The 24,675-nt window shown below is 61.1% G+C and carries 24 protein-coding genes and 1 pseudogene; 12 read left to right on the top strand and 13 right to left on the bottom strand.

Annotated features, from left to right (window positions below; all coding sequences use genetic code 11):
* Positions 1-92: 92 nt before the first annotated feature.
* Positions 93-1,946: a M3 family oligoendopeptidase gene (locus tag J5J10_RS21260; RefSeq protein WP_211931643.1), complete on the bottom strand. Its 1,854-nt coding sequence runs from the start codon at positions 1,944-1,946 to the stop codon at positions 93-95.
* 208 nt (positions 1,947-2,154) lie between these two features.
* Here J5J10_RS21260 and J5J10_RS21255 point away from each other — a divergent pair, with 208 nt between their 5' ends.
* Positions 2,155-3,669: a sigma-54 dependent transcriptional regulator gene (locus tag J5J10_RS21255; protein ID WP_211931642.1), complete on the top strand. Its 1,515-nt coding sequence runs from the start codon at positions 2,155-2,157 to the stop codon at positions 3,667-3,669.
* A gap of 282 nt (positions 3,670-3,951) precedes the next feature.
* Complete coding sequence (locus J5J10_RS21250; protein WP_249116977.1) at positions 3,952-5,718, top strand: DUF882 domain-containing protein; 1,767 nt, start codon at positions 3,952-3,954, stop codon at positions 5,716-5,718.
* Between the two features lie 78 nt (positions 5,719-5,796).
* Here the strand turns inward: J5J10_RS21250 and J5J10_RS21245 are convergent, their stop codons facing one another.
* From J5J10_RS21245 to J5J10_RS21235, 3 genes are all read right to left on the bottom strand, one after another.
* Entirely contained in the window at positions 5,797-6,063 is a 267-nt protein-coding gene (locus tag J5J10_RS21245) for a DUF2312 domain-containing protein (protein ID WP_208553812.1), read from the bottom strand.
* An 88-nt stretch (positions 6,064-6,151) separates the two neighbouring features.
* Positions 6,152-6,460 carry a DUF1244 domain-containing protein gene (locus J5J10_RS21240; protein ID WP_208553813.1) on the bottom strand — a complete coding sequence of 103 codons (309 nt, stop codon included), beginning with the start codon at positions 6,458-6,460 and terminating at the stop codon, positions 6,152-6,154.
* Positions 6,461-6,473: 13 nt separating this feature from the next.
* Entirely contained in the window at positions 6,474-7,268 is a 795-nt protein-coding gene (locus tag J5J10_RS21235) for an N-formylglutamate amidohydrolase (RefSeq protein WP_208553814.1), read from the bottom strand.
* 301 nt (positions 7,269-7,569) lie between these two features.
* On the opposite strand from J5J10_RS21235, the pseudogene J5J10_RS21230 reads away from it, so the two are divergent.
* Together J5J10_RS21230 and pyk are read left to right on the top strand one after the other, a co-directional pair.
* Positions 7,570-7,944: pseudogene (locus J5J10_RS21230) on the top strand (DUF1036 domain-containing protein); the annotation flags it as partial.
* The gene (gene pyk, locus J5J10_RS21225) at positions 7,944-9,383 is read left to right on the top strand and encodes a pyruvate kinase (protein WP_211931641.1); all 1,440 of its coding nucleotides are present in this window, start codon (positions 7,944-7,946) and stop codon (positions 9,381-9,383) included. The pseudogene J5J10_RS21230 and the gene pyk, both read left to right, overlap by 1 nt.
* A 37-nt stretch (positions 9,384-9,420) precedes the next feature.
* On the opposite strand, the gene J5J10_RS21220 is transcribed toward pyk, so the two are convergent.
* The 6 genes from J5J10_RS21220 to J5J10_RS21195 all read right to left on the bottom strand — a co-directional run bounded on the left by J5J10_RS21220 (position 9,421) and on the right by J5J10_RS21195 (position 13,259).
* Complete coding sequence (locus J5J10_RS21220) at positions 9,421-10,413, bottom strand: alpha/beta hydrolase (RefSeq protein ID WP_211931810.1); 993 nt, start codon at positions 10,411-10,413, stop codon at positions 9,421-9,423.
* Positions 10,414-10,503: 90 nt separating this feature from the next.
* Entirely contained in the window at positions 10,504-11,004 is a 501-nt protein-coding gene (locus J5J10_RS21215; protein WP_249117005.1) for a hypothetical protein, read from the bottom strand.
* 189 nt (positions 11,005-11,193) lie between these two features.
* Entirely contained in the window at positions 11,194-11,319 is a 126-nt protein-coding gene (gene ykgO, locus J5J10_RS21210) for a type B 50S ribosomal protein L36 (protein ID WP_006726873.1), read from the bottom strand.
* Between the two features lie 170 nt (positions 11,320-11,489).
* The gene (locus tag J5J10_RS21205; protein WP_211931639.1) at positions 11,490-12,542 is read right to left on the bottom strand and encodes a 5-(carboxyamino)imidazole ribonucleotide synthase; all 1,053 of its coding nucleotides are present in this window, start codon (positions 12,540-12,542) and stop codon (positions 11,490-11,492) included.
* The gene (gene purE, locus J5J10_RS21200) at positions 12,539-13,039 is read right to left on the bottom strand and encodes a 5-(carboxyamino)imidazole ribonucleotide mutase (protein ID WP_208553819.1); all 501 of its coding nucleotides are present in this window, start codon (positions 13,037-13,039) and stop codon (positions 12,539-12,541) included. Before purE ends, J5J10_RS21205 begins: the two co-directional genes overlap by 4 nt.
* 16 nt (positions 13,040-13,055) lie before the next feature.
* The gene (locus tag J5J10_RS21195; protein ID WP_208553820.1) at positions 13,056-13,259 is read right to left on the bottom strand and encodes a DUF465 domain-containing protein; all 204 of its coding nucleotides are present in this window, start codon (positions 13,257-13,259) and stop codon (positions 13,056-13,058) included.
* A 232-nt stretch (positions 13,260-13,491) separates the two neighbouring features.
* On the opposite strand from J5J10_RS21195, the gene J5J10_RS21190 reads away from it, so the two are divergent.
* Positions 13,492-13,668: a DUF465 domain-containing protein gene (locus tag J5J10_RS21190; protein ID WP_208553821.1), complete on the top strand. Its 177-nt coding sequence runs from the start codon at positions 13,492-13,494 to the stop codon at positions 13,666-13,668.
* Between the two features lie 65 nt (positions 13,669-13,733).
* Here the strand turns inward: J5J10_RS21190 and J5J10_RS21185 are convergent, their stop codons facing one another.
* Both J5J10_RS21185 and J5J10_RS21180 read right to left on the bottom strand, forming a co-directional pair.
* The gene (locus tag J5J10_RS21185; RefSeq protein ID WP_211931638.1) at positions 13,734-13,994 is read right to left on the bottom strand and encodes a metalloregulator ArsR/SmtB family transcription factor; all 261 of its coding nucleotides are present in this window, start codon (positions 13,992-13,994) and stop codon (positions 13,734-13,736) included.
* A gap of 68 nt (positions 13,995-14,062) precedes the next feature.
* A complete protein-coding gene (locus J5J10_RS21180) occupies positions 14,063-14,827 on the bottom strand; it encodes a sulfite exporter TauE/SafE family protein (protein ID WP_211931637.1) in 765 nt (254 codons plus the stop codon).
* Between the two features lie 101 nt (positions 14,828-14,928).
* Here J5J10_RS21180 and J5J10_RS21175 point away from each other — a divergent pair, with 101 nt between their 5' ends.
* The 7 genes from J5J10_RS21175 (at position 14,929) to J5J10_RS21145 (ending at position 22,826) form a co-directional block, all read left to right on the top strand.
* Positions 14,929-15,582, top strand: a complete 654-nt coding sequence (locus J5J10_RS21175; RefSeq protein WP_211931636.1) for a thiamine phosphate synthase — start codon at positions 14,929-14,931, stop codon at positions 15,580-15,582.
* An 8-nt stretch (positions 15,583-15,590) separates the two neighbouring features.
* Entirely contained in the window at positions 15,591-16,682 is a 1,092-nt protein-coding gene (locus J5J10_RS21170; protein ID WP_211931635.1) for a tetratricopeptide repeat protein, read from the top strand.
* Positions 16,683-16,728: 46 nt separating this feature from the next.
* Positions 16,729-18,009: a DUF4010 domain-containing protein gene (locus J5J10_RS21165; RefSeq protein WP_211931634.1), complete on the top strand. Its 1,281-nt coding sequence runs from the start codon at positions 16,729-16,731 to the stop codon at positions 18,007-18,009.
* Between the two features lie 138 nt (positions 18,010-18,147).
* On the top strand, positions 18,148-18,942 hold the full coding sequence (locus J5J10_RS21160; protein WP_211931633.1) for an inositol monophosphatase family protein: 795 nt from the start codon (positions 18,148-18,150) through the stop codon (positions 18,940-18,942).
* A 97-nt stretch (positions 18,943-19,039) separates the two neighbouring features.
* Complete coding sequence (locus tag J5J10_RS21155; RefSeq protein WP_208553828.1) at positions 19,040-20,056, top strand: flagellar motor protein MotA; 1,017 nt, start codon at positions 19,040-19,042, stop codon at positions 20,054-20,056.
* A 2-nt stretch (positions 20,057-20,058) separates the two neighbouring features.
* Positions 20,059-21,090 carry a peptidoglycan -binding protein gene (locus J5J10_RS21150; protein WP_211931632.1) on the top strand — a complete coding sequence of 344 codons (1,032 nt, stop codon included), beginning with the start codon at positions 20,059-20,061 and terminating at the stop codon, positions 21,088-21,090.
* Between the two features lie 83 nt (positions 21,091-21,173).
* On the top strand, positions 21,174-22,826 hold the full coding sequence (locus J5J10_RS21145) for an FAD-binding dehydrogenase (protein WP_211931631.1): 1,653 nt from the start codon (positions 21,174-21,176) through the stop codon (positions 22,824-22,826).
* Positions 22,827-22,838: 12 nt separating this feature from the next.
* Here J5J10_RS21145 and J5J10_RS21140 read toward each other — a convergent pair whose 3' ends face one another.
* Positions 22,839-24,647 carry an ABC transporter transmembrane domain-containing protein gene (locus tag J5J10_RS21140; RefSeq protein ID WP_249116976.1) on the bottom strand — a complete coding sequence of 603 codons (1,809 nt, stop codon included), beginning with the start codon at positions 24,645-24,647 and terminating at the stop codon, positions 22,839-22,841.
* Positions 24,648-24,675: the final 28 nt, after the last annotated feature.

Here is a 24,675-nt window from a genome sequence, read left to right as displayed (position 1 = left end):
AATCAACAACGGCCGCGAGGTCGCGGCCGTTCGATAATCATTCGTTACACAGGTGTAGCGTTTTCCGTTCGCCGAGAAACGACGCGTGTGTGTCAGGCCTTGTCCAATGCCTCCAGCTCGTCGATCAGCCCTTCGATCATCGACAGGCCCTTCGCCCAGAAGGAGGGATCGGTGGCATCGAGGCCGAAAGGCGCCAGCAGTTCGGAATGGTGCTTGGTGCCGCCGGCCTTCAACAGCTCGAAATACTTCTCCTGGAAGCCCGTCTCGGCTTTTTGGTAAACCGCATAGAGGGAGTTCACCAGGCAGTCTCCGAAGGCGTAGGCATAGACATAGAAGGGAGAGTGGATGAAGTGGGGAATGTAGGTCCACCACGTTTCGTATCCATCCGAGATCTTGATCGCAGGCCCAAGGCTTTCTGCCTGAACCGAAAGCCAGAGTTCGCCGATCTGTTCGGCCGTCAGTTCCCCGTCCTTGCGGGCGGTATGGACCTTGCGCTCGAACTGGTAGAAGGCGATCTGACGCACGACCGTGTTGATCATATCCTCTACCTTCTGGGCCAGCATGGCCTTGCGCTCGCGCGTGTCCGAAGCCTTGTCCAGCAATGCGCGGAAGGTGAGCATCTCACCGAACACGGACGCCGTCTCGGCGAGCGTTAGGGGCGTCTGGCACATCAGGGCACCTTGTCCACCGGCCAGCACCTGATGAACGCCGTGACCGAGTTCATGGGCGAGCGTCATGACGTCGCGCGGCTTGCCGAGGTAATTGACCAGCACGTAGGGATGTGCGGACGGCACCGTCGGATGTGCGAAGGCGCCCGGCGCCTTTCCAGGACGGGCAGGGGCATCAATCCATTTTTCGTCGAAGAAGCGTCCCGCGATCGCAGCCATTTCGGGGGCAAATCCGCCGTAGGCCGACAGCACGGTCTCGCGCGCCTCGCTCCAGGGGATAATCCGGTCCGCGGCTTCGGGAAGCGGTGCGTTGCGGTCCCAGTAGTTGAGTTGCTCGACGCCAAGCCATTTCGCCTTCATCGCGTAGTAGCGATGCGACAGGCGCGGGTAGGCGTCCTTGACGGCTGCCGCCAGAGCATCCACGACGTCCCGCTCGACGCGGTTCGCCAAATGCCGGCTGTCGGCGATGTCGCCAAAACCGCGCCAGCGGTCCGAGATTTCCTTGTCCTTGGCGAGCGTGTTGGTGACCAGGGTGAAGACCCTGAGATTTTTCGCAAAGACTTCCGAGAGTGCGGCGGCACCCTTGCGCCGCATTTCCGGATCAGCTTCCTGCAGGAGGTTAAGGGTCGCCTCGAGTGCCAGTTCCTCGCCGTCCACGGTAAACCGCAGGCTCGCCAGCGTTTCGTCGAAGAGGCGGTTGAACGCGGCCGCGCCCGTCATCGATTTTTCAAGGAAGAGCTGCTCGATCCGGTCTTCCAACTGGTGCGGCTTGTCCTTGCGCAGGTCGATGATCCAGGGACGATAATGGGCCGCGAGCGAGTCGCGCTCCATGGCCGCATCGACAACCGCGTCGTCCAGGCGGTTCAGCTCGAGCGAGAAAAACAGCAAATGGGCGGACATGTCGGTCAGTTTTGCCTGGACGTCGCCGAAGAACTTGCCGTTGGCGGCATCCGTCATGTCCGAGTAGTAGGTCAGCCCGGCATAGGAGCCGATCTTGCCAAGAAGATCGTCCAGCGCGTCGAGCTCCCTCAGTGCCGCCCCCACGCCGGGCTCGCCCTGTGTTTTGGCGGCATCGCCGAGTTTGCCCTTCCACCTTTCTTCGAATTCCAGACATAGCTTTTCCGCCTTCTTCAAATCGGCGACGAAGGCGTCCGATGTCGGCGATGGGTAAAGGTCTTCCAGTTTCCAGACAGGAAGGTCGCCCAGTGCGGCATCCGTCTTTGCCGCTTGTGACGCCGGCGCTTTCAACGGGTGATCGAGCCACGAGATCGAACGCATCCAGAGTACCCTTCCTGCTTTTCCATGTTGGCAGCAAAGTAGTGAACCGGGCGACCGCCGACAAGCTTGCTGCGTCGCAATGTGCCATTCTTGCCGATTGGTTAAAATCCGAGCGTTTCTTAAAACCCCTTGTTCAAACCTCGATGGCAGGGTCGCGGAACAGCCGAATGACACGGCTGGTGCTCAGAGTGAAATTCGGGAGTTACCGGTGACCGCGCACATTCTCGTCGTGAACGACGATCCGGCCCAGCGTCGTCAGATCAAAACCGCCATCGAATCAAAAGGTCATGTCGCGCTGTGCGCCGATCGGGTGCCAGTTGCGCTCGAAATGCTTCGAACCCGCGCAGATGCCATCAAGTCCGTGTTGCTGGACCTGTCGCTTGACGGTCTCGACTATCGAAGCTTTCTTGCAGCGATGAACCAGATGGCTGTCGATGCGCCCGTGATCGTGAAGACGGGGCAGGGCGACGTTGAACGCGCCGTGGAGGCCATGCGGTCAGGCGCATTCGATTTCATTGTCGAGCCTGTCAGTCCCGAGCGGATCGTGGGCGCTGTCGAAGGGGCCCTGATGTTCAACGGCCGGGATGCCGGAGCCAGGGTGTCGCGACGGTCGCGCTCCGGCCATGTGAGCTTCTCCGATATCGTTTCGTCGAGTGGTGCCATGGCAAGGGTCGTGGAGCTTGCACGCCGCGCCGTCGGTACAGTCATTCCGGTCATCCTGGAGGGCGAGAGCGGCGTTGGAAAGGAACTCGTTGCGCGTGCCATCCACTTTTCCTCCGACCGGAGCGGGAGACCGTTCGTATCCGTCAGTTGCAGCGCTGTCGCGCCCGAGGCCATCGAGGCCGTGCTCTTCGGTGCCGATGATACGGATGATCCCGAAAGCGCGGGCAAATTCGTCGCTGCGGACGGGGGAACCGTGTTTCTCGACGAAATCAGCGCGCTGCCGCTCGCAGTGCAATCGCGTCTGTTGCGACTCGTGCATAACGGCGAGATCGATCGCCAGAATGGTCGGCGTCAGCGGAAAATCGATGTCCGGCTCATTTCGTCGACGCGAAAAGACCTCATCGAAGAGGTCAAGGCCGGCCGTTTCCGCGAAGATCTCTACTATCGCCTCAACGTCTATCCCATCACAATTCCGGCCTTGCGCCGCCGACGGGAGGACATTCCGTTTCTCGCACGGGCCTTCGTCGAACGCTTCTCCGGCGAACAGCGGCTGGTGCGTCCGCTCGGCATGTCACCCGGAGCCCTTGCGCTACTCACCGCGTATGACTGGCCGGGCAATGTCCGGCAGTTTGAAAACGCCCTCTATCGCGCCGTGATCCTCGCCAGCGGGCCGGAGCTGACGGAAACGGACTTTCCCCAGATCGCCGCCGAAGTGCCGAGCGATGCGCTCGGCCGGTCCGAGCGAGCCGAACGCCCGGCCGAACCTTCGCCGAGCAGCGGGCTCGTCGGTCGGCTGTCCGATCACGATACAGCACGACTGACCGCCGCGGCGTCCAATCCGTCGGTGCTTTCGGAAAACGTCATCGTCAGTACCGATAACAGCGGGAATGTGAGGAAGCTGGCGGATATCGAGGAAGAGCTCATCCGCTTTGCCTTGAAATACTATCGCGGCCAGATGAGTCAGGTGGCCCGCAAACTTGGAATCGGCCGCTCGACGCTGTATCGGAAGCTCAAGGATTACGGAATCGATCCCGACGATCCCCAAAAACATGCCGCCTGAATGATATCGATCAATGCGGCAGTGTTAACCCTCGCGCAAAGTTCTTCTGGTAGCACGACATAAATGATCTGTTAGTGTTTCATTCACCAACAGAAAGACAGTTGTGCGACTGTGGCGGATTTGCCATGGTGTTACCGCATTTGGCATTAGATTGGGGTGGCGTGGGACGTCATCTTGAGTACGGGGATCGATTTGCTGAAACGGCCAGCGATAAATGCGCCTCTTTGTGTGGTTGGGCGCAACCGATGGGCTGCACGTAGGCCGGCTGCCGCCAAGGTCATTTTGTCCGCCTTTTTGATGGTGTTGAGCTGCCTGCTGATATTTGGCGCTTCCGCCGGAAGTGCGGCGGCGGAAACGCGTTCCCTGAAAATCCACTTCGTTCATACCGGCGAAAAGGCCGAGGTCGTTTTCAAAAGAAACGGCAAGTACGATGCCAAGGGACTGCGTCAGCTCAGCTACCTTGTTCGCGACTGGCGTCGTAACGAGCCGACCAAGATGGATCCGCGGCTTTTCGATCTCGTGTGGGAAGTTTATCGCCGCGCCGGTGCCAAAGGCTACATTACCGTCGTCTCCGGATATCGTTCTCCCGCGACCAACGCCATGCTGCGATCGCGCTCCAAGGGTGTCGCAAAGGAAAGCCAGCACATGAAGGGCACCGCCATGGATTTCTATATCCCTGGCGTGCCGCTGAAGACACTGCGTGAGATCGGGATCAAGCTGCAGGCCGGCGGGGTCGGTTATTATCCGAAGTCCGGTTCTCCGTTCGTGCATATGGACGTCGCCGGGGTTCGTGCCTGGCCCCGCATGTCCCGTCAGGATCTGGCGCGGCTTTTCCCGGACGGAAAAACCGTACACATCCCGGCCGACGGAAAGCCGTTGCCGGGATATCAGCAGGCTCTTGCGGAGTACAAGAAGCGGCTGAGTTCGAAGCAGCAGATCCTCATCGCCGATGCGGACGAATCGCCCAAGAAGCGCAAGAACCTGTTTGCGATCCTGTTTGGTGGCGGAGACGAGGACGAAGAGGAGGACATCTCGGTCCCTGCGGAACGTCCGACGCTTGTCGCCGCCGCACCCGCGCCCGAACCACCGCCGCAGCAGCCGGTGGTGGAGGCTGCACCGCAGCCTGAGGTGGCGATTGCGTCCTTGAATGCGCCTGTCCCGCTGTCGCGTCCTTCGGTCGCCGCGCAGGATGGCAGCCTTGCAACAGCGCTTTATTCGCCAAACCGCAGCCCGGCCCAGGACGCGTTGACACAGGTGACGGCGGAAACGCCTGCAAACGAAGAGAATTTCGCCGACCTGCAAAGCTACAAGATTCCGGTGCCGACGCTTCTCGGCGCGCGCAATCTGCCGGGACAGGCGGAAGCTGGCGTGATGACGGCCTCGGTGTCTCCAGACGCAATCGAGGCCATGTCGCCGGAAATGGCTGCCGTGCCGGTACCACTCGGACGGCCGGCTATTGCCGAGGCGCTTCTGGCGTCAGCTGATGGCATGGGCGAGGCGGACGTCGATGAAGTCGAGCAGGCGATCCTCTCGCCTGAAGCGGCTGCCGCGATCGAACAGGCCAATACGATCCAGCAGACGGCCGCCGCTGAGCCGGCACCGATAGCGCCCATGACAGTACCGGTCCCTGCCTATGCCGAGGCTGAGGCGGCGATGACAGGCAATGAAACCGGCCCGCAATATATTCGCGTCGCGTCGCTGCAGCCGAAGGCGGACGATGTGGATTTCGGAGACGTGTTCGACGCTCCCAAACCTGTCGACCCGAGCCTCGCAGCGGGACTTCCGACCAAGGGTGGCCGGCCGACCGAAGCTGAAGCGCAGACGGCGAGGATCGCCATGCAGGGCGGCACGAAGCTCACGAAGGATATGATCGCGAGCTGGGCGCTCAACAGCGACCGCTTCGAGGCATCGAAGGCCACGAAGGCGCCGCGGGTGGTGAGCCGAACCCTGACGACCCAGCCGAGCGAGGTTTACTCCGTTGGCTTCAAGAGCAGCAATGTCGTGGTGGATCCGGCACGCTTCGGTATCGTCGCTCCGGCAACGCAGTGAAACGGCCCAATCGCCAGATGATAAGCCACAAAAAAAGCCCCGCGAGGGGCTTTTTTCACGTCGCTATAGCCGAACGCGTCATTCCGCTTCGGGCGGATTTTCGATCATGCCGAGGGCGTGCAGGTAGGTGTCGAGGATCAGATCCTCTTCCATGCGTTCCTGCTCGTCCTTCTTGCGGAGTGCGATGACCTTCTTCAGGATCTTGGTATCGAAGCCCATAGCCTTGGCTTCACCGTAGACGTCCTTGATGTCGTCGGCGATCGTCTTCTTTTCTTCTTCCAGGCGTTCAATGCGCTCGACAAAGGCGCGGAGTTGGTCGCGGGCGACGCCGTGGGCATCAGACATCGGTATCTCCTGTATGTAGGCAAAAATTTCGTCGGCGTGACCTGCCGCGAAGCAGGTTCCGCGTCAAGGGAAAAGCGAAGAATGATGGCTATTCTTCGCGCGGCCTGTTGATTTCAAAGGCAGCTTTCTGCGCGTCGGTGGCGTCGGGCTGATTGAGGCGCTTCCACTCTTCATAAGGCATGCCGTAGACATGCTCTCGCGACTCGTCCTTCGTCATCTCCACGCCCGCCGCCTTGGCTGCGTCGAGATACCAGTTTGAGAGACAGTTGCGGCAGAAGCCGGCAAGATTCATCAGGTCGATGTTCTGGACATCATTGCGGTCACGCATGTGCCGGATGAGCCTGCGAAATGCCGCGGCTTCAAATTCGGTCTGCTGCTGCGGGGTGATCTCCGCCATGTCGGCCTCCCTGTCAATCGCTGTAAGGACCCGTCCGAGACGGATGTATCTTGTAGTCGTGCAAGGTCGGGTCAGCATTGAGTCCGGAGAAGATCGGAGCCAGCCTGTTCGCCCAGGCCGCTACACCCTCATCGTCGCCAATCAGGTCCTGTCGGACCTCCAGAAGAGCATGTGGAATACCGCGCCGCATGCAATGATGATACATCGTGTCGCCCTTCAGCGCGCCGTCATACGGTTCGTTGTCGCCGACGATGATATCGCCGGGTTGCCTGAGTGCAGTGAGAAGGGGAGCAACGGCGCGATGATCCGTATCCCAGAGAACGGCCGCATGCCACGGGCGGGGTACGCCTTTCCATGCCGGTGTAAAGGAATGGATCGACAGCACCAGCGGCGCTCGCCCGGTCGCATCCTCGACCTGTCGTATCGTCTGGTCGACGGCGGTGTGATAGGGCCGATGGTATGTGGCGATCCGGTGGTTCCACTCATCCGAAGTGATTGGGTGATTGCCGGGGATGACCGCCCCGTCGGAGATCTTCATGATGAGAGTGGGATCGTCCTCCCCGCGGTTCGGGTCGATCAACAGTCGCGAGAAGCATCCGAACACCGCGGGCACGTTCAATCGTGCGGCAAGAGTCCTAGTGAGCTTTTCCACGCCTATGTCGAAGGCGATGTGCCTTGAAAAGGCGCTTTCGGGTAATCCGAGCGATCCGTACTCAGGTGGCAGGGTGTTTCGGGCATGATCTGCCAGCAGAACCAATCCGCTGTCATATCGTCCCTCTAGGATGTCAAAAGGCGCAAAATCAGTCATGATCTCGGAAAGATGAACGGGATGGGGAGTAGTCGCACGTGACGTGGAAGAGCACAAGCTTTGCCGCTTGCCGGTCTTGTGGCATTATGCGTAGCGATCGCCCCGAACGGAAATTTAATCGATTAGTGTTACGTTGACTTTCCAACCCCACCATCGCAAGAAGGTTGGTGTCGACAAACCGTGGAGTTCTTCGGAAACCGTGCTGAACCGACATACCTTCCCCTTGCCTCGCTGGTCCGGACGAATGAACCGAATCGTATTCTTTTGCGCCTCCTGCTTCCTCGCCGTTTTGTTTGCCGGTGCGGCTCGTGCCGAGTTCCGCGTTTGCAACGGAACGCAAAATCTGGTCGGCGTCGCGATCGGCTACCGAGCGGCGGAAGGCTGGATCACCGAAGGCTGGTGGCAGGTGCCGGCCGCGACGTGCGCGACGCTCATCGAGGGCGAATTGCAGTCGCGTTACTACTACCTCTACGCCGAAGACGCCGCTCGCGGCGGGCGTTGGGCCGGTGACATCAACATGTGCGTGGCGGAGAACGAGTTCAAGATCACCGGGGTCGAGGACTGCTTCGCGCGCGGGTATCAGCAGATGGGATTCAAGGAGTATGACACCGGCCGCCAAGGCAGCTGGATGGTCCAACTCTCCGACACTCCCGGCACGCAGGAAAGTCAAAACTGATGAAGCGTAATCGCAAGGTAAAGATACTGGCGACTTTGGGTCCGGCCTCCTCCGAGGAGGAGATGATCCGCAAGTTGCACGAGGCCGGCGCGGACCTGTTCCGCATCAACATGAGCCATGCCAGCCATGACCTCATGCGCACGCTCGTCCAGAGAATTCGCTCGGTCGAGGCGCAATGCGGACGACCGATCGGCATCCTTGCCGACCTTCAGGGACCGAAGCTGCGCGTGGGAAAATTCAAGGACGGCAGCGTGGAACTCGTTCCCGGCCAAACCTTCACGCTCGATAACAAGGACGAACCGGGCGACAACAAGCGCGTGTTCCTGCCACATCCGGAAATCCTTGAGGCTGTGAACGCCGGCGACAGGCTCCTGATTGACGACGGCAAGCTGCACCTGAAGGCAGAAAAGGCCGATGGAAAGAGCATCGTCTGCACCGTTGTGTCAGGCACCAAGATTTCCGATCGCAAGGGCGTCAGCCTGCCTGATACAATACTGGCCACCGGTGTGCTGACCGACAAGGACCGTACGGACCTTGATGCGGTATTGGCGACCAACGATATCGACTGGGTGGCGCTCTCCTTCATCCAGCGCCCGGAGGACCTTGCCGAGGTTCGCAAGATCGCCAAGGGCCGCGTCGGTCTGATGTCGAAGATCGAAAAACCCCAGGCCATTGACCGTATCGACGAAATCATTGCCCTCTCCGACGCTCTGATGGTCGCACGCGGCGATCTCGGCGTCGAAATGCCGCTCGAGCGGGTTCCCGGTCTCCAGAAGCAGTTGATCCGCGCATGCCGCCGCGAAGGCAAGCCGGTGGTCGTTGCGACCCAGATGCTCGAATCGATGATCACGGCCCCCGTTCCGACGCGTGCGGAAGTCTCCGACGTCGCGACCGCCGTCTTTGAAGGTGCCGATGCGATCATGCTGTCGGCCGAATCCGCCTCGGGCCAGTATCCGGTCGAGGCGGTAGCGACGATGGCGTCGATTGCGTCGACGGTCGAACGCGAGCCGCACTATCCGGGCATCATCTATGCCCAGCGTGCCCAGCCCGAAGCGACGGGTGCCGATGCCATCTCGCTTGCCGCCCGTCAGATCGCCGAGACGCTGAAGCTGCAGGCGATCGTCTGTTACACAGCATCGGGCAATACCGGTCTTCGCGCCTCGCGCGAGCGCCCGGAAGTTCCGATCATCGCGCTGTCGCCCATCATTCAGACGGCCCGCCGCCTGTCGGTGGTCTGGGGTCTGCATTGCGTCGTCTCGGACGAGCCGACCGATCTCGACGACATGGTGAACCGCGCCTGCCGGATCGTCGCTCAGGAAGGCTTTGGGAAGCCGGGCGATCGCATCATCATATCGGCCGGGGTGCCGCTGGGAACCCCTGGAGCCACCAATATGCTGAGAATTGCCTATATCGGCACGGATGGGCTGAGTGGCGTCTGAGGCGTGTGCGGATGTTTTGAGAAAAGGGCGTCGGGTCTCAGTCCGGCGCCCTTTTGCTATTCCGCGTCGCCGCTATCCTGGCTTCCGCCTCCAGAGCCAACCGGGGCAAATCGCGCTCACGACCAGCGATCTTTTCCAGCGCGGCGATAGCAACATCGGTGACGACGTAGTCCGGTTTGTGGCCCAGTCCCTTGATCCACAGCAGTTCCGAACCAGCGATATCGCGTTCCAGGCCGCGCGAATGGATTTCTTCAAGGACGATATCGTCGCTGTCTCCGGTGATGATGACGGTCGGTGCTTCAATCTCCCGATAACGTGGAGCAAATTTCTCGACATAGTCATGCAGGCTTGAAACGTCGATTGCGTTCCAGCGGAACACGTCGGGGCGCAGAACCAAAGCCGCGCCTGTTTCCTCGATGTAACGATCCGGTCTTGGGTTCGGAGCAAAGACGTTAACGGTGGCCGTGTCCAGTCGCGCCATACCGGCGTGAAGCGCTATGGCATACGAAAACAACGGACCCACAACAGGTGTTGATGCGAGGTCATAGTACCAGTCCACGCCGCCGGGCCAAGGATGGGTGGCCGGCGACAGAAAAAGCAGACCGGCCGTCTTGTCAGGATGCAGCACCGCGAAGCTTGCCGCGATCGCGCCGCCGAACGAATGGCCGACGATGATCGCCCGCTTGATACCCAGCTTATCCATCGTGCGTGCTAGCGCGTGGGCCTGGCCATCCGGACGTGCGTTTTCGGCTCCACCCCAGTCGGAATAGCCGTGGCCCGGACGATCGATGAACAGCAGTTCGGCGCGGCCTTCCAGCGCGGAACGGAAGGCATAGGCCTGATCACGAAGGTTGCCGCTGGCGCCGTGGATGAACACGATTGGCGGTAGGTCGGGTGATGGTCCCGCCTGCAGGTGAAGCACGTTCATATGCATGTCGCCGATATCGATTCGAGTTCCGATATTCGGCCAACGCCGCTCCAGCTCCTTGGCGCGCCAGGCGGCAATGCCGGACGACAGGGCGAGAGCCATTGCGAGAACGGCACCGGTTATAATGGACAATGAAGAGAATGACACGATGTGCGGCACCTGACGGCGAAAGGATACCGCCGTGAAGATAGGTCAGATGCGGTTTCCAGCAAGCTTTTCCGAAAGGTTCGTTACGGCTTCCTGCGCCTGCCGGTCCGACGGGTAGATTTCGAGGTAGCGCTCCCAAGCGCGCAAGGCCATTTCCTCGCGACCCGATTCGGCAAGGATAGCGCCCATTCCGGCCAGCGCTCCGAAGTGACGCGGTTCCAGGGTCAGAACGTGATTGATGTCGGACATGGACTTGCTGAACGCGCCCATCGAAAAATGCAGCGTAGCGCGTTTGTTCCAGGCGCCGACGAAGTCGGGCTTCAGGGTGATGGCCTGATCAAGGAAGTCGAGCGCCGCGGCGTTCTTTTCCTTCTTGATGGCGTCATCCGCCCACTGCATCAGCAGATTGACCGTGGCGCTGTCCGAACGGCTCCAGAGCGTGGACAGTCGCGCGGCGATGCTTTGGGCGCTGTCGGGGTTTCGCTGCCGCTTTAGGTCGACCAGAAGACGCTCCACGCTATCCGCGGTCGTCATCTCGTCGGACATGACCGCCGGTGGCGAGGCGGATGCCGCCTCCTCGTCCTGCGCCGTCGCCGGCATGGCAGGAATCAGTCCCAGCAGAAGAATCGGCAAACGAAAAAAGCGCATGCGAACTATGATAGTTCGCCTGCGCCGTGTTTCAAATTCAAAACTTCGCTATCAACAGACGTCGCGGATGTCCGTACGTCGTCGACCTCAGCCCTGGCGGGCCTTGAAGCGCGGGTTCTGCTTGTTGATGATGTAGATGCGACCCTTGCGGCGGACCAGACGGTTGTCGCGATGACGGGCCTTCAGTGCTTTCAGCGAATTCTTGATCTTCATTTTACCGATCCGCGAGGGTTGCCGACGAACCTGCGATTCGCCGAGAGTCTTAAACATTCAAAAGCGCGCCGCGGGGCGCGCTCTTCTTGGGTTGGTGGCAAATACTCCGAGCAAAGCCCGAATGTCAACCGCCGGGGCGACTTTTCAGCCGCATTCGGCAGAAAATCCCGTCATTTCAGCTCGGTGACATGGCCCATCTTGCGGCCGGGACGCGCTTCGGTCTTGCCGTAAAGGTGCACCAGCGTGTTCGTCCGGGAGAGCCATGCGGGAACGTCGGCGATATCGTTGCCGATCAGGTTTGTCATGACGCAGTCGGAATGTCGCTCGGTCGCTCCGAGAGGAAGGCCCGCCACAGCGCGAATGTGTTGTTCGAACTGAGATACGACACAGGCCGCTTCCGTCCAGTGACCGGAATTGTGGACGCGTGGCGCAATCTCGTTCGCGATCAGGCTGCCGTCCGGCAGGACGAAAAACTCGATGCCAATGACACCCACATAACCCAGCCCAGAAAGAAGTTTATCGGCGGCGGCACGGGCCGCTTGTTCCGTAGTGGGGGTGATCCTTGCCGGCACGGTCGATGTATGGAGTATGCCGTTGCGGTGGACGTTTTCGGCCACGTCGAAACAGACTATCGATCCGTCCGTTCCACGCGCGGCGATAACCGAGACTTCGCGCTCGAAGGGCACAAAGCTCTCAAGAATAAGCGGAACGCCACCCAATTCCGCGAAAGCTCCATCCGCTGCGTCGCCGGCACGAAAAACCTTCTGACCCTTGCCATCGTATCCCATGCGGCGTGTCTTGAGCACGCCTTGGCCGCCAAAATCCGCGAGAGCAGCAACGAGTCCGTCCTGGTTGTCGACGGCCCTGAAATCGGCCGTCGGAATGCCGACGCCGTTCAGGAACTGCTTCTCAGTCAGGCGATCCTGGGCGACCTCAAGCGCTTTTGCAGGAGGAAACACCGGGCGCTCCTCGGCAAGCTTATGTGCGGCTTCGACCGGAACGTTCTCGAATTCGTAGGTAATAATGTCGCAGGACCGCGCCAGTTCGGCGAGCGCCGAGGGATCGGTATAGCTTGCGACGATCTGGCGGTTCGCAACCTGAGCGGCTGGGCAGTCTGCCTGCGGCTCAAGGATCATTGTCCGAAAATTGAGACGGGCCGCTGCCATAGCGAGCATTCGCCCGAGCTGGCCGCCGCCGATGATGCCAATCGTGGTCTGCGTCATGGTGCCTCGTCCACCGGATATTCGGCGACGGCCGAACTTTGCCGGTCAATCCAGTCGTCCAGCCGTTCAGCGAGATCGAGGTCGGTAATGGCGAGAACCCGTGCTGCCAGCAGCGCCGCATTGACCGCGCCGGCGCGCCCGATCGCCAGCGTTCCGACCGGGATACCGGCCGGCATCTGGACGATGGAATAGAGGCTATCCATTCCGGACATGGTCTTCGACTGGACGGGAACGCCAAAGACGGGGAGGGGGCAGAGGGATGCAACCATCCCCGGCAGATGGGCTGCGCCACCGGCGCCGGCGATGATCACCTTGAAACCCTCTTCGCGGGCCTCCTTGGCGAAGGCGTACATCCGGTCGGGTGTCCGATGGGCAGAGACGATCCGGGCCTCGTAGCTGATGTCGAGCGCCTCCAGCGTGTCGGCGGCATTCTTCATCGTTTCCCAGTCAGACTGGCTGCCCATGATGATGGCAACGGGCGGACGCTCTTCGCTCATCGTTGCTGCCCTTTCCTCAGGCGATGATGTCGGGGATGATCTGATCTTCGAGCTTGCTCATCTTGTCCTTGATGCCGAGTTTCTTCTTCTTCATGCGCTGGATTCTCAGCGCTTCGCAGCCGACCTGGATCATGGCATTGATCGCGGCATCGTAATCCTCGTGCTCCTGGCGCAGCCTTGCGAGAGCGAGCCTGATATCCGCCTGTTCCTGGTCGGGCATGGTTTTGTCCCCATTCGAGCATGTCACGCTGTTTTCCGGCGTGCCGAAGATTCGCGCAAGCTCCTATCACCAATTAGCGGTAACGGGAAGTTATCCGTATTCCGGAAAATGCCGTTCATAAGGTGCATTTTGGCCTTCGACAAAACACATTGTTCGTGTCACATTACTTTCGCAAAGCCTGAAACTCCCGCGGTTGATGGCGGGAGGTAGGCGACAAGGAAGGACGTGACAAATGACCATACAGGCTCATCTTGAATCGCTCGCCAAGAAGCATGGTGCTCTGGAGGAAAAGCTGAACACGGCGCTCGCTTCGCCCTCCATCGACGACCAGCAAATCGCCGAAATCAAGCGTAACAAGCTGCGTATCAAGGATGAGATGGAACGTCTGAGGGCATCGACCCGCCACTGATCATCGTTCCGACATTGTCAGTACCGTGCCCCGGGGACCATTGCGGTTCGCGGGGCTTTGTTTTTTCAGGACCAGAATTGGTCCAGCCATAGGTTCATGCCGTCGAAGCCCCGGTTGTTGACGGAGTAGATCCGCCGTGTCCCCTCCGATATGACCGTGACAAGACCGCAATCGAGCAGCGCCTTCAGGTGTTGCGACACAGCCGGGCGGCTGATGGGGAGGCCCTTTGCCAGGTCGTTGACGGTTTTGGGCGCGCGCCGAAGTTCTTCCAGGATGTGCCGGCGATTCGGGTCGGCAATGGCTGCGAAGACATCGGGATTGCTCATGTGGAAAAGCCTAAGCGAAACTTTGGTGACCGGCAAGCGGGTTGTGCGTTGCAGCAACCTGCAATCGACTAAAGACCGATCCCGTCCCAAAGCAGTTTCAGGCCGGCGATAAGCGCCATTCCGTACATGAACGGGTAGAAAATCGCCGGCTTCATCATCTTTACCAATTGCGCGCCGGCCAAGGTCGAGACAAGCGCGACGGGCAGGAGGAAGAAGGACAGGGTCAGATTTTCCGTGTCCAGTTCGCCAAGGGCGAAATAGGGGATGACCTTGATCAGGTTTACCAGCGCGAAAAAGCGCACGCTGGCGCCGGTGTAGCTGCGTGGGTCGAGCTTCAGCGGCAGGACGTAGATCTGAAACGGCGGTCCTCCGGCGTGGGCGACGAAACTCGAATAACCGCACACTGTCCCCCAGAAGGTGGCGAGGACACTGTTGTGAGAGCGGGCGGCAATTTCATTGCCCCGGTGCCTGACATAGGTCTCGGCAACGAAACGTAGGACGAACGCCACCGTGATGAGGCCGAGGACAAGCCTCATGGCATTGGCGGACACGTAGCTTGATGTAGCCCAGCCCAATCCGATTCCGAGAATTGCTCCCGGCAACAGGATAAAAAGGGTGCGGCGATCGTTGTACTGCCGCCATGCCCAGAGTGCGACGGCATCCATGACCAGGAGAATCGGCAGGAAAATTGCTGCTGCCTGCATCGGCGGCACAGCGAGTGCCATCAGCGGGACGCCAACGAGAGCGAAGGCGCCACCCAGACCGCCTTTGGAAAGCCCCACGACGGCGACGGCCGGAATGGCGACCAGAAAAAACTCGAATGATGGCAGCATGGGTTTCTGTTGATCCTTTGACCGCACCGGTCTATCGAATTTCCAACAGGGATGCGAGCCCCACGGTATGAAGCACGGGGGCCGCCGAAAGGAATGAACACATGACCACAGCTGACAATCGATGCCGTCTGGTACTCGTGCTGCCTGACATGGCCGATGCCGTGGAGCGTGCGCGAGTGCTTGGCGATGCCCTCAAGGGCGGCGATGTCGCATCGGTGATCGTACCCAAGTACGACCTCGACGATCGTGTCTTTCAGGAGCATGCGGAGAAGCTGGTGCCGGTCATCCAGGATGCCGGAGCTGCTGCGTTGATCGTCAATGACAGTCGGGTCGCGGGACGGGCGAGGGCTGACGGGCTTCATATCGAGGGAAACCAGGAGGCACTGGCTGAGGCGATCGAGAAGCACACGCCGAAGATGATCGTTGGCGGTGGCACCGCCAAGGAACGGCACGCGGCCCTGGAAATCGGGGAATTGCAGCCCGACTACATCTTCTTCGGCAAGCTCGACGGCGATATCAAGCCGGAGCCGCATTCCAAGAATCTGGCATTGGCGGAGTGGTGGGCGTCGATGGTCGAAATCCCCTGCATGGTCATGGGCGGCACGGATCCCGAGTCGGCGCTCGCTGTCGCGGAGACCGGTGCGGAGTTCGTGGCGCTGGGCAAGGCGGTCTTCGCCGATCCCGCCCAGGCGTCCACGATCATCTCTCGTGTGAACGCCCTGCTTGACGAAAAAGCGCCACGGTTTGACGGTTGAAACGGCGCATGGCGTTTCGGGCACACCTCACTTCGGCACTCTTTGCATCGCTGATCAGCCTTGCAACGGCGGCGCTCGCGCAGGAGGGCGGCGGCGATGCCGTCAACCGGCCGCTTGAGGACGACGCGACGACACTTGACCGGACGGAACGTCCGGGAGCCGCTGAACCTTCCGGGGAAGCCTCCGATACACAGATACAAGGTTTGTCCCTTTACCAGCGCATGGGCGCCCCCTTGCCAGAGCCGCCGCCTGAGAAGCCTTATGACGGCCCGCTCGATGAGGCATATGGTGCCTTCCAGCGGGGACTTTATCTCACCGCGCTGGACAAGGCCTTGCCGCGAGCGCAACTGGGCGACCCGACCGCACAGACCCTCATTGCCGAAATGACCACAAGGGGTCTTGGCGTGAAGCGGGATCCGAAGGCCGCCGCCTTCTGGTACGGCCAGGCCGCCGCCGGCGGTGATCCAAATGCCATGTTCCAATATGCCCTGCTCCTGATGGAGGGGCGTCACGTCGAGCGTGACAAGGCAAAGGCCGACGATTTCATGCGCAAGGCGGCTGATGCCGGCAACGCGTCCGCGCAGTTCAACTGGGCGCAGACGCTTGTCAGTGACAATCCCGGACGCAAGGGCCTGCAACTCGCCCTGCCTTACTATGAAAAGTCCGCCGACCAGGGCGTTGCCGATGCCCAATATGCCGTCGCGCAGCTTTACAACACGCTTCCGGGCGTCAGCGACGACAAGCGGGTGAAGGCACGGGACTACATGCTCCGCGCGGCCAAGGCCGGTTTCGACACGGCGGAACTCGACATCGGCATCTGGTATGTCAACGGCATTGCAGGCGAGCGAGACTACGACCAGGGCTTCCATTGGCTCAGCCGTGCGGCGCGGCGCGGCAATGTCGTCGCGCAGAACCGGCTGTCGCATCTTTATATCAATGCACTCGGCACACGTCCCGATCCGGTGGAGGCGGCCAAGTGGTACGTGCTTTCGCGTCGCGCCGGGTTGACGGATGCGGGGCTGGAGGACTTCTATCTCGGCCTTACGGAAGAGCAGCAGAAGAAGGCCATCGACGCCGCGAATCGGTTTCGGGTAAGGTAGCGGCAGCCAGCCGACTAGCAGGATCGCCGCGGCTCTCGGGGTCGACATGGACAATCTTGAACTTTTTGAGCGACTGGGGCTGGCAATCGCCATCGGCGCGGCCGTCGGCGTGGAGCGTCACTGGCGCGAGCGGGAAGAGCGCGAAGGTGCTCGCACGGCCGGCATCCGTACCTTCACGATGTTCGGGATGCTCGGTGGTGTCGCAGGCTTGCTCGAACATGCCTTGCAAAAAACCGGCGGCCTGCCGGGGATCACAGTCGGCGTCTTCCTTCTTTCGCTTTCAATTGTGATGGTGGTGTTTTCCATCAGGGAGGCAATCGCCGAACAGAGTTTCAGCGTCACTTCGGTCATTGCCGCCATGCTGACCTTCGGACTGGGAGCCCTTTCGGTTCTGGGGGATCTGGTGCTCGCCTCTGCTGGCGGGGTTGCGCTCGTCGCCATTCTTGCCGCCCGTGATTTCCTTCATGCCGCTATCCGCCGCCTGCAGTGGGCGGAACTTCGCTCCGCCATCATCCTGCTCGCCATGACGTTCGTGCTCCTGCCGGTGGTTCCCGATCAGACAATCGGTCCCTTTGGCGGGGTATCGCCCCGATCAATCCTCGTGCTCGCGATCCTGCTCGCGTCGATTTCCTTTGTCGGCTATGTGGCGATCCGACTGCTGGGTCCATCCGTCGGTGGTGTGGTGGCAGGTGCAATAGGCGGGCTGGCATCTTCCACCGGTACGACGATCTCCTTTGCCCGGCGCTCTGCCGAGAATCCGTCAACAAGCCAAGCGTTGGCCGCCGGCGCGATCAGTGCCGGTGCCGTCTCGCTCGCGCGGACCGGGTTGTTGGTCGCCACGCTTGCTGCACCTCTCGCAGCGCCACTCTTGCCGTCCATCATTCTCGCGGCCGCCGTCATGGGGGTCTACAGCCTCGTTCTCGCTCGGCGAACCAAAGCGGACAGCGAAACGCAGCCGCCGGCCAATCCATTCGAATTGTGGGCTGTGCTGAAGATGGCGCTCCTCCTTGTCCTTGTCGCTTTCGCCGCCCGGGCGGCAGCGCAGTTCTTCGGTGACGAAGGGCTTGTGATAGCCTCCTTGTTTTCCGGACTGGCGGACGTCGATGCCGCTACCGTCACGATCGCCGGGATGTTGCCGGTTTTAACCGTCAAAGCCGCGACAACAGGCCTGGCGGCAGCAATCGTCGCGAACATGGTGGCGAAGGCCGTTTATGGAACCGTGTCGGGCGAGCGGTCCTTCGCCATGCATCTATGGCTGGCGACCGTCCTTTCCGGGGTTGCCGCGCTGGTCGCACTTCCTGTCACGGGCTTGCTGCAGGCGGGGTGATAGGCTCCTCTCATGCGTCCCCCTTGAACTTCGGCGGTTTTTGTGGTCTTGAACCGGCCCGACGCTTTTGCGATCAGCGCTTTCGCCACGGTTCGCGTCCGCCGCCTTCATTCGCAGCATACCAGGGGAAATGGTCCGATGGCCCGTTCAGCACTTCTCAATGTCATGGTTCAGGCCGCCTTCAAGGCCGGCAAGTCGCTGGCGCGTGATTTCGGCGAGGTGCAGAACCTCCAGGTTTCCGTCAAGGGTCCGGGTGATTTCGTCTCGCAGGCCGACTTCAAGGCCGAGAAGATCGTCAAGGAAGAGCTTCTGAAGGCGCGACCGACCTATGGCTTCCTTGGCGAAGAGAGCGAAGAGATCAAGGGCACCGACGGTGCGCATCGCTGGATCGTCGACCCGCTGGACGGGACGACCAACTTCCTCCACGGCATTCCGCAGTTCGCCGTGTCCATCGCGCTGGAGCGCAATGGCGAGCTTGTTGCCGGGGTTGTCTTCAACCCGGCAACGGATGAACTCTACACCGCCGAAAAGGGGGGTGGTGCCTTCGTCAACGATCGTCGTATCCGCGTGGGTGCAAGAAAGGTGCTTTCGGATTGCGTGATCGGTTGCGGTGTTCCGCATCTCGGTCGAGGCCAGCATGGAAAGTTTCTGATCGAACTGCGTCACGTGATGGGTGAGGTCGCCGGCGTGCGCCGTATGGGCGCGGCAGCGCTCGATCTTGCTTATGTGGCGGCGGGTCGTCTGGACGGTTTCTGGGAAACGGGGCTATCGCCCTGGGATATCGCGGCAGGTCTGCTGCTGATCCGCGAAGCCGGCGGGTTCGTCAGCGACATGAGCGGCGGCAACGACATGTTCACGACCGGGACTGTGGTCGCCGGCAACGAATATATCCGCAAGTCGCTCCTCGACGTCATCAGCAGGCCGATGCCCTGACAACCGGAACGGTAGGAAACCTTTCCGCCAGACCCCTTCAATTCGTCTCAATTTTAAACTAGCCTCCGCGGCGAGATTCCAGGAGGCTGAATAGATCATGGCGAAAGTGAAGCTGGCGGACCTTGAGGGCTCGGAGGTCCAAGGCGAAGGATACGGCACCAAGCTGTCCAGTCCCATGCCGTTCTTCTCCACGATGGTGATTTTCCTGATCATCGTCGGCTTCATAACGGCAATCCTCTACCGGCAGGCGCACGCCGCCTTTGTTACCAATCCCGGTCTGAATGGCCTGATTCTTGGCGTTCTCGCGGTCGGCATCGTTCTGGTTTTCAATCACGTGCTGGCGCTGAGACCCGAGGTTCGCTGGTTCAACTCGTTTCGCGCGGCCGGCAGTGCCGAAAAGGTTGGACGCGAGCCCCGGCTGTTGGCACCCATGCGGGCGCTGATCGGCAATCGTGGCACGGTCGCGATTTCGACAACAGCGCTGCGCTCGATCCTCGACTCGATCGCTACCAGGCTTGATGAGTCGCGTGATATTTCACGCTACCTTATCGGCCTTCTGGTCTTTCTGGGCCTTCTCGGCACCTTCTGGGGTCTGCTGGGCACCATCGGCTCGATCAGCTCGGTGATCCAGTCGCTCGATCCCGCATCAGGAGATGGCGCGGATATCCTGCAATCGTTGAAAAGCGGATTGACGGCGCCGTTGAGCGGCATGGGGACCGCATTCTCGTCCTCGTTGCTGGGTCTCTCCGGATCTCTGATCCTCGGCTTCCTCGATCTGCAGGCGGGGCGAGCTCAGAACCGCTTCTACACCGAGCTGGAAAACTGGCTTTCCTCCGTCACGGATGTCGGTTCTGAGGTTGGCGGCGACAATGCAGAGATGCAGAAGCTCGTCCAGCAGCTGGCGAAGATGGGCGAGGGCGGTGGGTCGGAGCGGTCGGTGGCTGCCATCGCCAACCTGGCCGAAGGCATCCAGGGCCTTGTCAAGAACATGCGTAACGAGCAGCAGATGCTGCGCGACTGGATCGAGGCGCAGCAGGAAGACACCCGCGCGATGCGAAAGACGCTCGACCGGCTGAATGACAAGCTGGGTGAAAAGATCAGCGAGGACAAGTAGTCATGGCTCTTGCTCGCAATCGGCGTCGCGACAGGGGTGTCGACTACTGGCCGGGTTTTGTCGACGCGCTGTCCACCCTGCTGCTGGCGATCATGTTCCTGCTCACCGTCTTCGTGGTGGCGCAGTTCATTCTCAGCCGCGAAATCACCGGCAAGGACGAGGTGCTCAACCGGCTGAACAATCAGATCGCCGAGCTCACCGAGCTTCTGGCTTTGGAAAAGGGTAACAAGCAGGATCTCGAGGATTCGCTGGCCGCCCTGCAATCCTCTCTCGCGGCGTCGGAGGGTGAGCGTTCGCGGCTTCAGGAACTTCTCTCCAGCGGCGCGGGTGCCGCAGACGCGGCCAATGCGCAGGTCGGCGCCCTCACTGATCAGCTCGACGAGGAACGCCAGGTGAGCGCGCGGGCGCTCAACCAGATCGAACTCCTAAACCAGCAGATCGCCGCCTTGAGGGCGCAGATCGCCGCCGTCGAATCCGCTTTGCAGGCATCTGAAGCCAAGGATGCCGCCTCCCAGGCGAAGATATCGGACCTCGGGCGCCGGTTGAATGTGGCACTTGCCCAGCGCGTGCAGGAGCTCAATCGCTATCGTTCCGATTTCTTCGGGCGGCTTCGGGAAATCCTCTCCGATCGCGAGAACATCCGTATCGTCGGTGACCGCTTCGTCTTCCAGTCAGAGGTGCTGTTTCCGTCCGGCGGCGATACGCTCAATCCGGCCGGGCAGGCGGAGATGACGAAACTTGCCGGCGCTCTTCTCGATCTCGCCAAGGAAATACCGGCTGAAATCAACTGGGTGCTGCGTGTCGATGGTCATACAGACAATGTGCCCCTATCCGGTACCGGGCGTTTTGCCGATAACTGGCAGCTATCGGCGGCCCGCGCGATTTCCGTCGTGAAGTTTCTCGTCTCCCAGGGCGTACCCGCCGATCGGCTCGTCGCCGCAGGGTTCGGCGAGTTCCAGCCGCTTGCCGAGGGCGATACACCCGAGGCCCGCGACCAGAACCGACGGATCGAGCTCAAGCTGACCGAACGATAACGGTTGATCGGCATGCTCCCGGGCTTGTGGTTACTCTTACGTATTCGTAAGAATAGCCATGGGCTGTGGAGGAGGACGCGCCTATGCCGGCAAGTCAGTTCGATGTGGCGGTGATCGGTGGCGGTCTCGCGGGTCTCGTTGCCGCGACCGAAGCAGCCGAACGCGGTCTCAAGGTCTGCGTTCTCGACCAGGAAGGCGAACAGAATCTTGGCGGCCAGGCTTTCTGGTCGCTGGGCGGGCTTTTCTTCATCGACAGCCCGGAACAGCGGCGGTTGGGGATTCGCGACAGCCAGGCCCTGGCGCGCCAGGATTGGCTTGGCTCGGCTGCGTTCGATCGGGCCGAGGATTACTGGCCAAGACTGTGGGCGGATGCCTATCTGGAATTCGCAGCCGGCGAGAAGCGGCGCTGGCTGCATGACCTCGGAATGCGCTGGTTTCCCGTCGTCGGCTGGGCCGAGCGCGGCGGTTCGCTCGCCAACGGTCACGGTAACTCGGTTCCGCGCTTCCACATTACCTGGGGCACGGGGCCAGGTGTGCTCGAACCTTTTGTCCGAAAAGCGCGGGCGATGGCTGAGGAGGGGCGGCTTTCTTTCCTCTTTCGGCATCGGGTCGATAGTCTGACTGTCACCAATGGCGTCGTTACCGGTGCGCGAGGCGCCGTGCTTAAGCCGGATGCAGCGGTTCGCGGTGCCGCGACCAACCGGGAGGTTGAGCAAGAGTTCGAAGTCGAGGCGGGCGCCGTGGTGGTCGCGTCCGGCGGTATCGGCGGCAATCACGATCTCGTCCGACGAAGCTGGCCGGTTGAGCGGCTGGGTCCGCCACCTCGTACAATGGTCAGCGGCGTTCCGCAGCATGTCGACGGAAGAATGCTGGAGATTACGCGTTCCGCAGGTGGCGATGTCATCAACGGCGACCGGATGTGGCATTACACGGAGGGTGTCAAGAACTGGGACCCGATCTGGCCGCAGCACGGGATTCGTATATTGCCCGGTCCTTCGTCCTTCTGGTGCGACGCCGATGGAAACCGGCTGGCACCTCCGGCCATGCCGGGCTTCGACACCATGGCAACGTTGAAGGCCATCCGGGCGACAGGCCATGATTACAGCTGGTTCATTCTCAACAAGGCAATCATCAAACGTGAATTCGCTCTTTCAGGCTCTGAACAGAATCCTGACCTCACCGATAAGAACATCCGATTGCTGCTGAAGCGCCTTAGCAAGGAACCGCCAGGGCCCGTGCAGGCCTTCATGGACAAGGGTGAGGATTTCGCTGTCCGTGACACGCTCGAGGACCTCGTTGTCGCGATGAACGAGATCAGCGGTGAGGGCCGGCTCGGTATCCATCACCTGCGCGAGCAGATCGAGGCCCGAGACCGGGACGCGGAGAACAAGTTTGGCAAGGATGTCCAGATGACGGCGATCCGGGGAGCGAGGAACTATCTCGGCGACCGGCTGATGCGTACCGTAAAGCCGCATCGCCTGCTGGATCCCGCGATGGGCCCGCTGATCGGGGTGCGGCTGCATATCCTGACCCGCAAGACGCTAGGCGGCATTCACACCGATCTATCAGGCCGCGTGCTCGACTGGCGCGGTGAGCCGCTGCCAGGGCTCTATGCCGCTGGAGAGGCGGCTGGTTTCGGTGGCGGGGGCATGCACGGCTACAACGCGCTTGAGGGCACATTCCTCGGCGGATGCCTGTTCTCGGGCCGCATCGCGGGACGCGCGGTTGGCTCCTGAGCTTGGTCTTGGTTACTTCGCGGCGACTGAGAAATGCTGCGCACCATTTTCGAACTGCAATCGCGCGAGCTTGGCGTAGAGGCCGCCATGCTGAATCAGGGACTGGTGCGTTCCCTGTTCGACGATCCGGCCGTCGTCGACGACCAGGATGCGATCCGCTTTCAGTACGGTTGCCAGACGGTGGGCGATGACGATCGTCGTGCGGTTCCGCATCAGGCCGTCTAGAGCCTTCTGAACCAACGTCTCGCTTTCTGCGTCGAGCGCCGAGGTGGCTTCGTCGAGAAGAAGAACCGGCGCATCCTTAAGAATAGCCCTGGCAATGGCGATGCGCTGGCGCTGGCCGCCTGAAAGCGTGATGCCGCGCTCCCCGGCCTTGGTGTCGTAACCGTCGTCAAGGCGCTCGATGAACTCGGCGGCCTGCGCCGCAGCCGCTGCGGCCCGCACCTCCTCGCGAGTGGCTCCGGGTTTGCCGAAGGCGATGTTGTCGTGCAGCGATGCGGCGAAGATCGTCACATCCTGGGGTACGATCGCGATGCGGCTGCGGAGTGCCTGCAGGTCGACGGTGCGGATGTCGGTGCCATCAAGGTTGATCGTTCCGCTGACAGGGTCGTAGTAACGCAGCAGCAAGGAAAAGACGGTGCTCTTGCCGGCACCGGAAGGGCCGACAATGGCGACCGTCTCTCCCGGGCTGACGCTAAAGCTCAAGCCCTTTAGGGACGAGCGCGTTGGGTTCGACGGATAGGCAAAGTGGACATCGTGCAGGTCGATCCGCCCCTGAGGTGGCTCGGGCAGCGCCGTCGGCGCCTCCGGCGAGCGAATGGCCGGCACTTCTCGCAGGAGTTCGATAAGACGTTCCGCGGCTCCGCCCGCCTGGGACAGTTCGCCCCACACTTCCGAGAGCGAACCCAGCGCGCCTGCCGCAATGACCGAATAAAGGAGGAACTGGCCAAGAGTGCCCGCGCTCATGGTGCCGTTGAGGACGCTCTGGGCGCCCACCCAAAGGACCGCGACGACGCTGCCGAAGACAAGCATGATGGCAACGCCGGTCAGCACCGCGCGAGCCTTCGTTGCTCCGCGGGCGGCATGATAAGCGCGCTCGACGGCGTCGCCGAAGCGCGCGGCAGCGGCGGCTTCGCCATTGTAGGACTGGACCGTTCGGGTTGCGCCGATCGTTTCGCTTGCGAAGGCAGACGCGTCGGCGAGCGTGTCTTGCGCGAACCGCGACCGTTTCCGGACCGAGCGGCCGAACGCGACCAGCGGAAAGACAATGATCGGGATCGCGGCGATCACGAGAATCGACAAACCGGGGCTCGTGTAGATCATCATGCCGATCGCGCCGAGACAGAGAATGGCATTGCGCAGAGCCTGGGACGCGGTCGCGCCGAAAGCGGATTTTATCTGGGCAGTATCCGCGGTGAGCCGCGAAACGATCTCGCCGGACTGGTTTACGTCGAAGAAGGCAGGAGACAGTCGCGTCACCTGGGCGAAAACTTCACGACGAAGATCGGATACGATCCGCTCGCCGATATTGATGACGTAGTAATAGCGAAGGGAACTCGCCAGCGCGAGAACGACCGCGATGACGATCAGCATGCCGAAGTAATCGTTGATGAAACCACGATCGGCGTCATTGAAACCGTGATCGATCATCCTCCTGACGGCAAGCGGGAGCGCGAGCGTCGTCGCGGCAGCAAGAGCGAGGAAGAAAAGCGCGGCGGCGACCATGCCGCGGTACCGGAGAAGATAAGGTGCCAGCTGCGCGAGCGGCCTCGCGAACTGCCGTGTTTTCGCCGCCCCATTGCTTCCTGTCTTGTCCGTCATGCCGTCTCCTGCCCTCAGGCGCCAAACT

This window comes from Ciceribacter sp. L1K23 (assembly GCF_018122705.1).
Lineage (GTDB): Bacteria > Pseudomonadota > Alphaproteobacteria > Rhizobiales > Rhizobiaceae > Allorhizobium.
The sequence above is the reverse complement of the archived record's forward strand: the minus strand, read 5'-3'. Positions and strand labels throughout refer to the sequence as shown.

Coding starts and splice junctions, on each gene's coding strand:
- J5J10_RS21260 (WP_211931643.1), bottom strand. CDS start 1,946: ATGCGTTCGATCTCGTGGCTCGATCACCCGTTGAAAGCGCCGGCGTCA.
- J5J10_RS21245 (WP_208553812.1), bottom strand. CDS start 6,063: ATGTCTGATGCCCACGGCGTCGCCCGCGACCAACTCCGCGCCTTTGTC.
- J5J10_RS21240 (WP_208553813.1), bottom strand. CDS start 6,460: ATGGCGGAGATCACCCCGCAGCAGCAGACCGAATTTGAAGCCGCGGCA.
- J5J10_RS21235 (WP_208553814.1), bottom strand. CDS start 7,268: ATGACTGATTTTGCGCCTTTTGACATCCTAGAGGGACGATATGACAGC.
- pyk (WP_211931641.1), top strand. CDS start 7,944: ATGAAGCGTAATCGCAAGGTAAAGATACTGGCGACTTTGGGTCCGGCC.
- J5J10_RS21220 (WP_211931810.1), bottom strand. CDS start 10,413: ATGGCTCTCGCCCTGTCGTCCGGCATTGCCGCCTGGCGCGCCAAGGAG.
- J5J10_RS21215 (WP_249117005.1), bottom strand. CDS start 11,004: ATGTCCGACGAGATGACGACCGCGGATAGCGTGGAGCGTCTTCTGGTC.
- ykgO (WP_006726873.1), bottom strand. CDS start 11,319: ATGAAGATCAAGAATTCGCTGAAAGCACTGAAGGCCCGTCATCGCGAC.
- J5J10_RS21205 (WP_211931639.1), bottom strand. CDS start 12,542: ATGACGCAGACCACGATTGGCATCATCGGCGGCGGCCAGCTCGGGCGA.
- purE (WP_208553819.1), bottom strand. CDS start 13,039: ATGAGCGAAGAGCGTCCGCCCGTTGCCATCATCATGGGCAGCCAGTCT.
- J5J10_RS21195 (WP_208553820.1), bottom strand. CDS start 13,259: ATGCCCGACCAGGAACAGGCGGATATCAGGCTCGCTCTCGCAAGGCTG.
- J5J10_RS21190 (WP_208553821.1), top strand. CDS start 13,492: ATGACCATACAGGCTCATCTTGAATCGCTCGCCAAGAAGCATGGTGCT.
- J5J10_RS21185 (WP_211931638.1), bottom strand. CDS start 13,994: ATGAGCAATCCCGATGTCTTCGCAGCCATTGCCGACCCGAATCGCCGG.
- J5J10_RS21180 (WP_211931637.1), bottom strand. CDS start 14,827: ATGCTGCCATCATTCGAGTTTTTTCTGGTCGCCATTCCGGCCGTCGCC.
- J5J10_RS21175 (WP_211931636.1), top strand. CDS start 14,929: ATGACCACAGCTGACAATCGATGCCGTCTGGTACTCGTGCTGCCTGAC.
- J5J10_RS21170 (WP_211931635.1), top strand. CDS start 15,591: ATGGCGTTTCGGGCACACCTCACTTCGGCACTCTTTGCATCGCTGATC.
- J5J10_RS21165 (WP_211931634.1), top strand. CDS start 16,729: ATGGACAATCTTGAACTTTTTGAGCGACTGGGGCTGGCAATCGCCATC.
- J5J10_RS21160 (WP_211931633.1), top strand. CDS start 18,148: ATGGCCCGTTCAGCACTTCTCAATGTCATGGTTCAGGCCGCCTTCAAG.
- J5J10_RS21155 (WP_208553828.1), top strand. CDS start 19,040: ATGGCGAAAGTGAAGCTGGCGGACCTTGAGGGCTCGGAGGTCCAAGGC.
- J5J10_RS21150 (WP_211931632.1), top strand. CDS start 20,059: ATGGCTCTTGCTCGCAATCGGCGTCGCGACAGGGGTGTCGACTACTGG.
- J5J10_RS21145 (WP_211931631.1), top strand. CDS start 21,174: ATGCCGGCAAGTCAGTTCGATGTGGCGGTGATCGGTGGCGGTCTCGCG.
- J5J10_RS21140 (WP_249116976.1), bottom strand. CDS start 24,647: ATGACGGACAAGACAGGAAGCAATGGGGCGGCGAAAACACGGCAGTTC.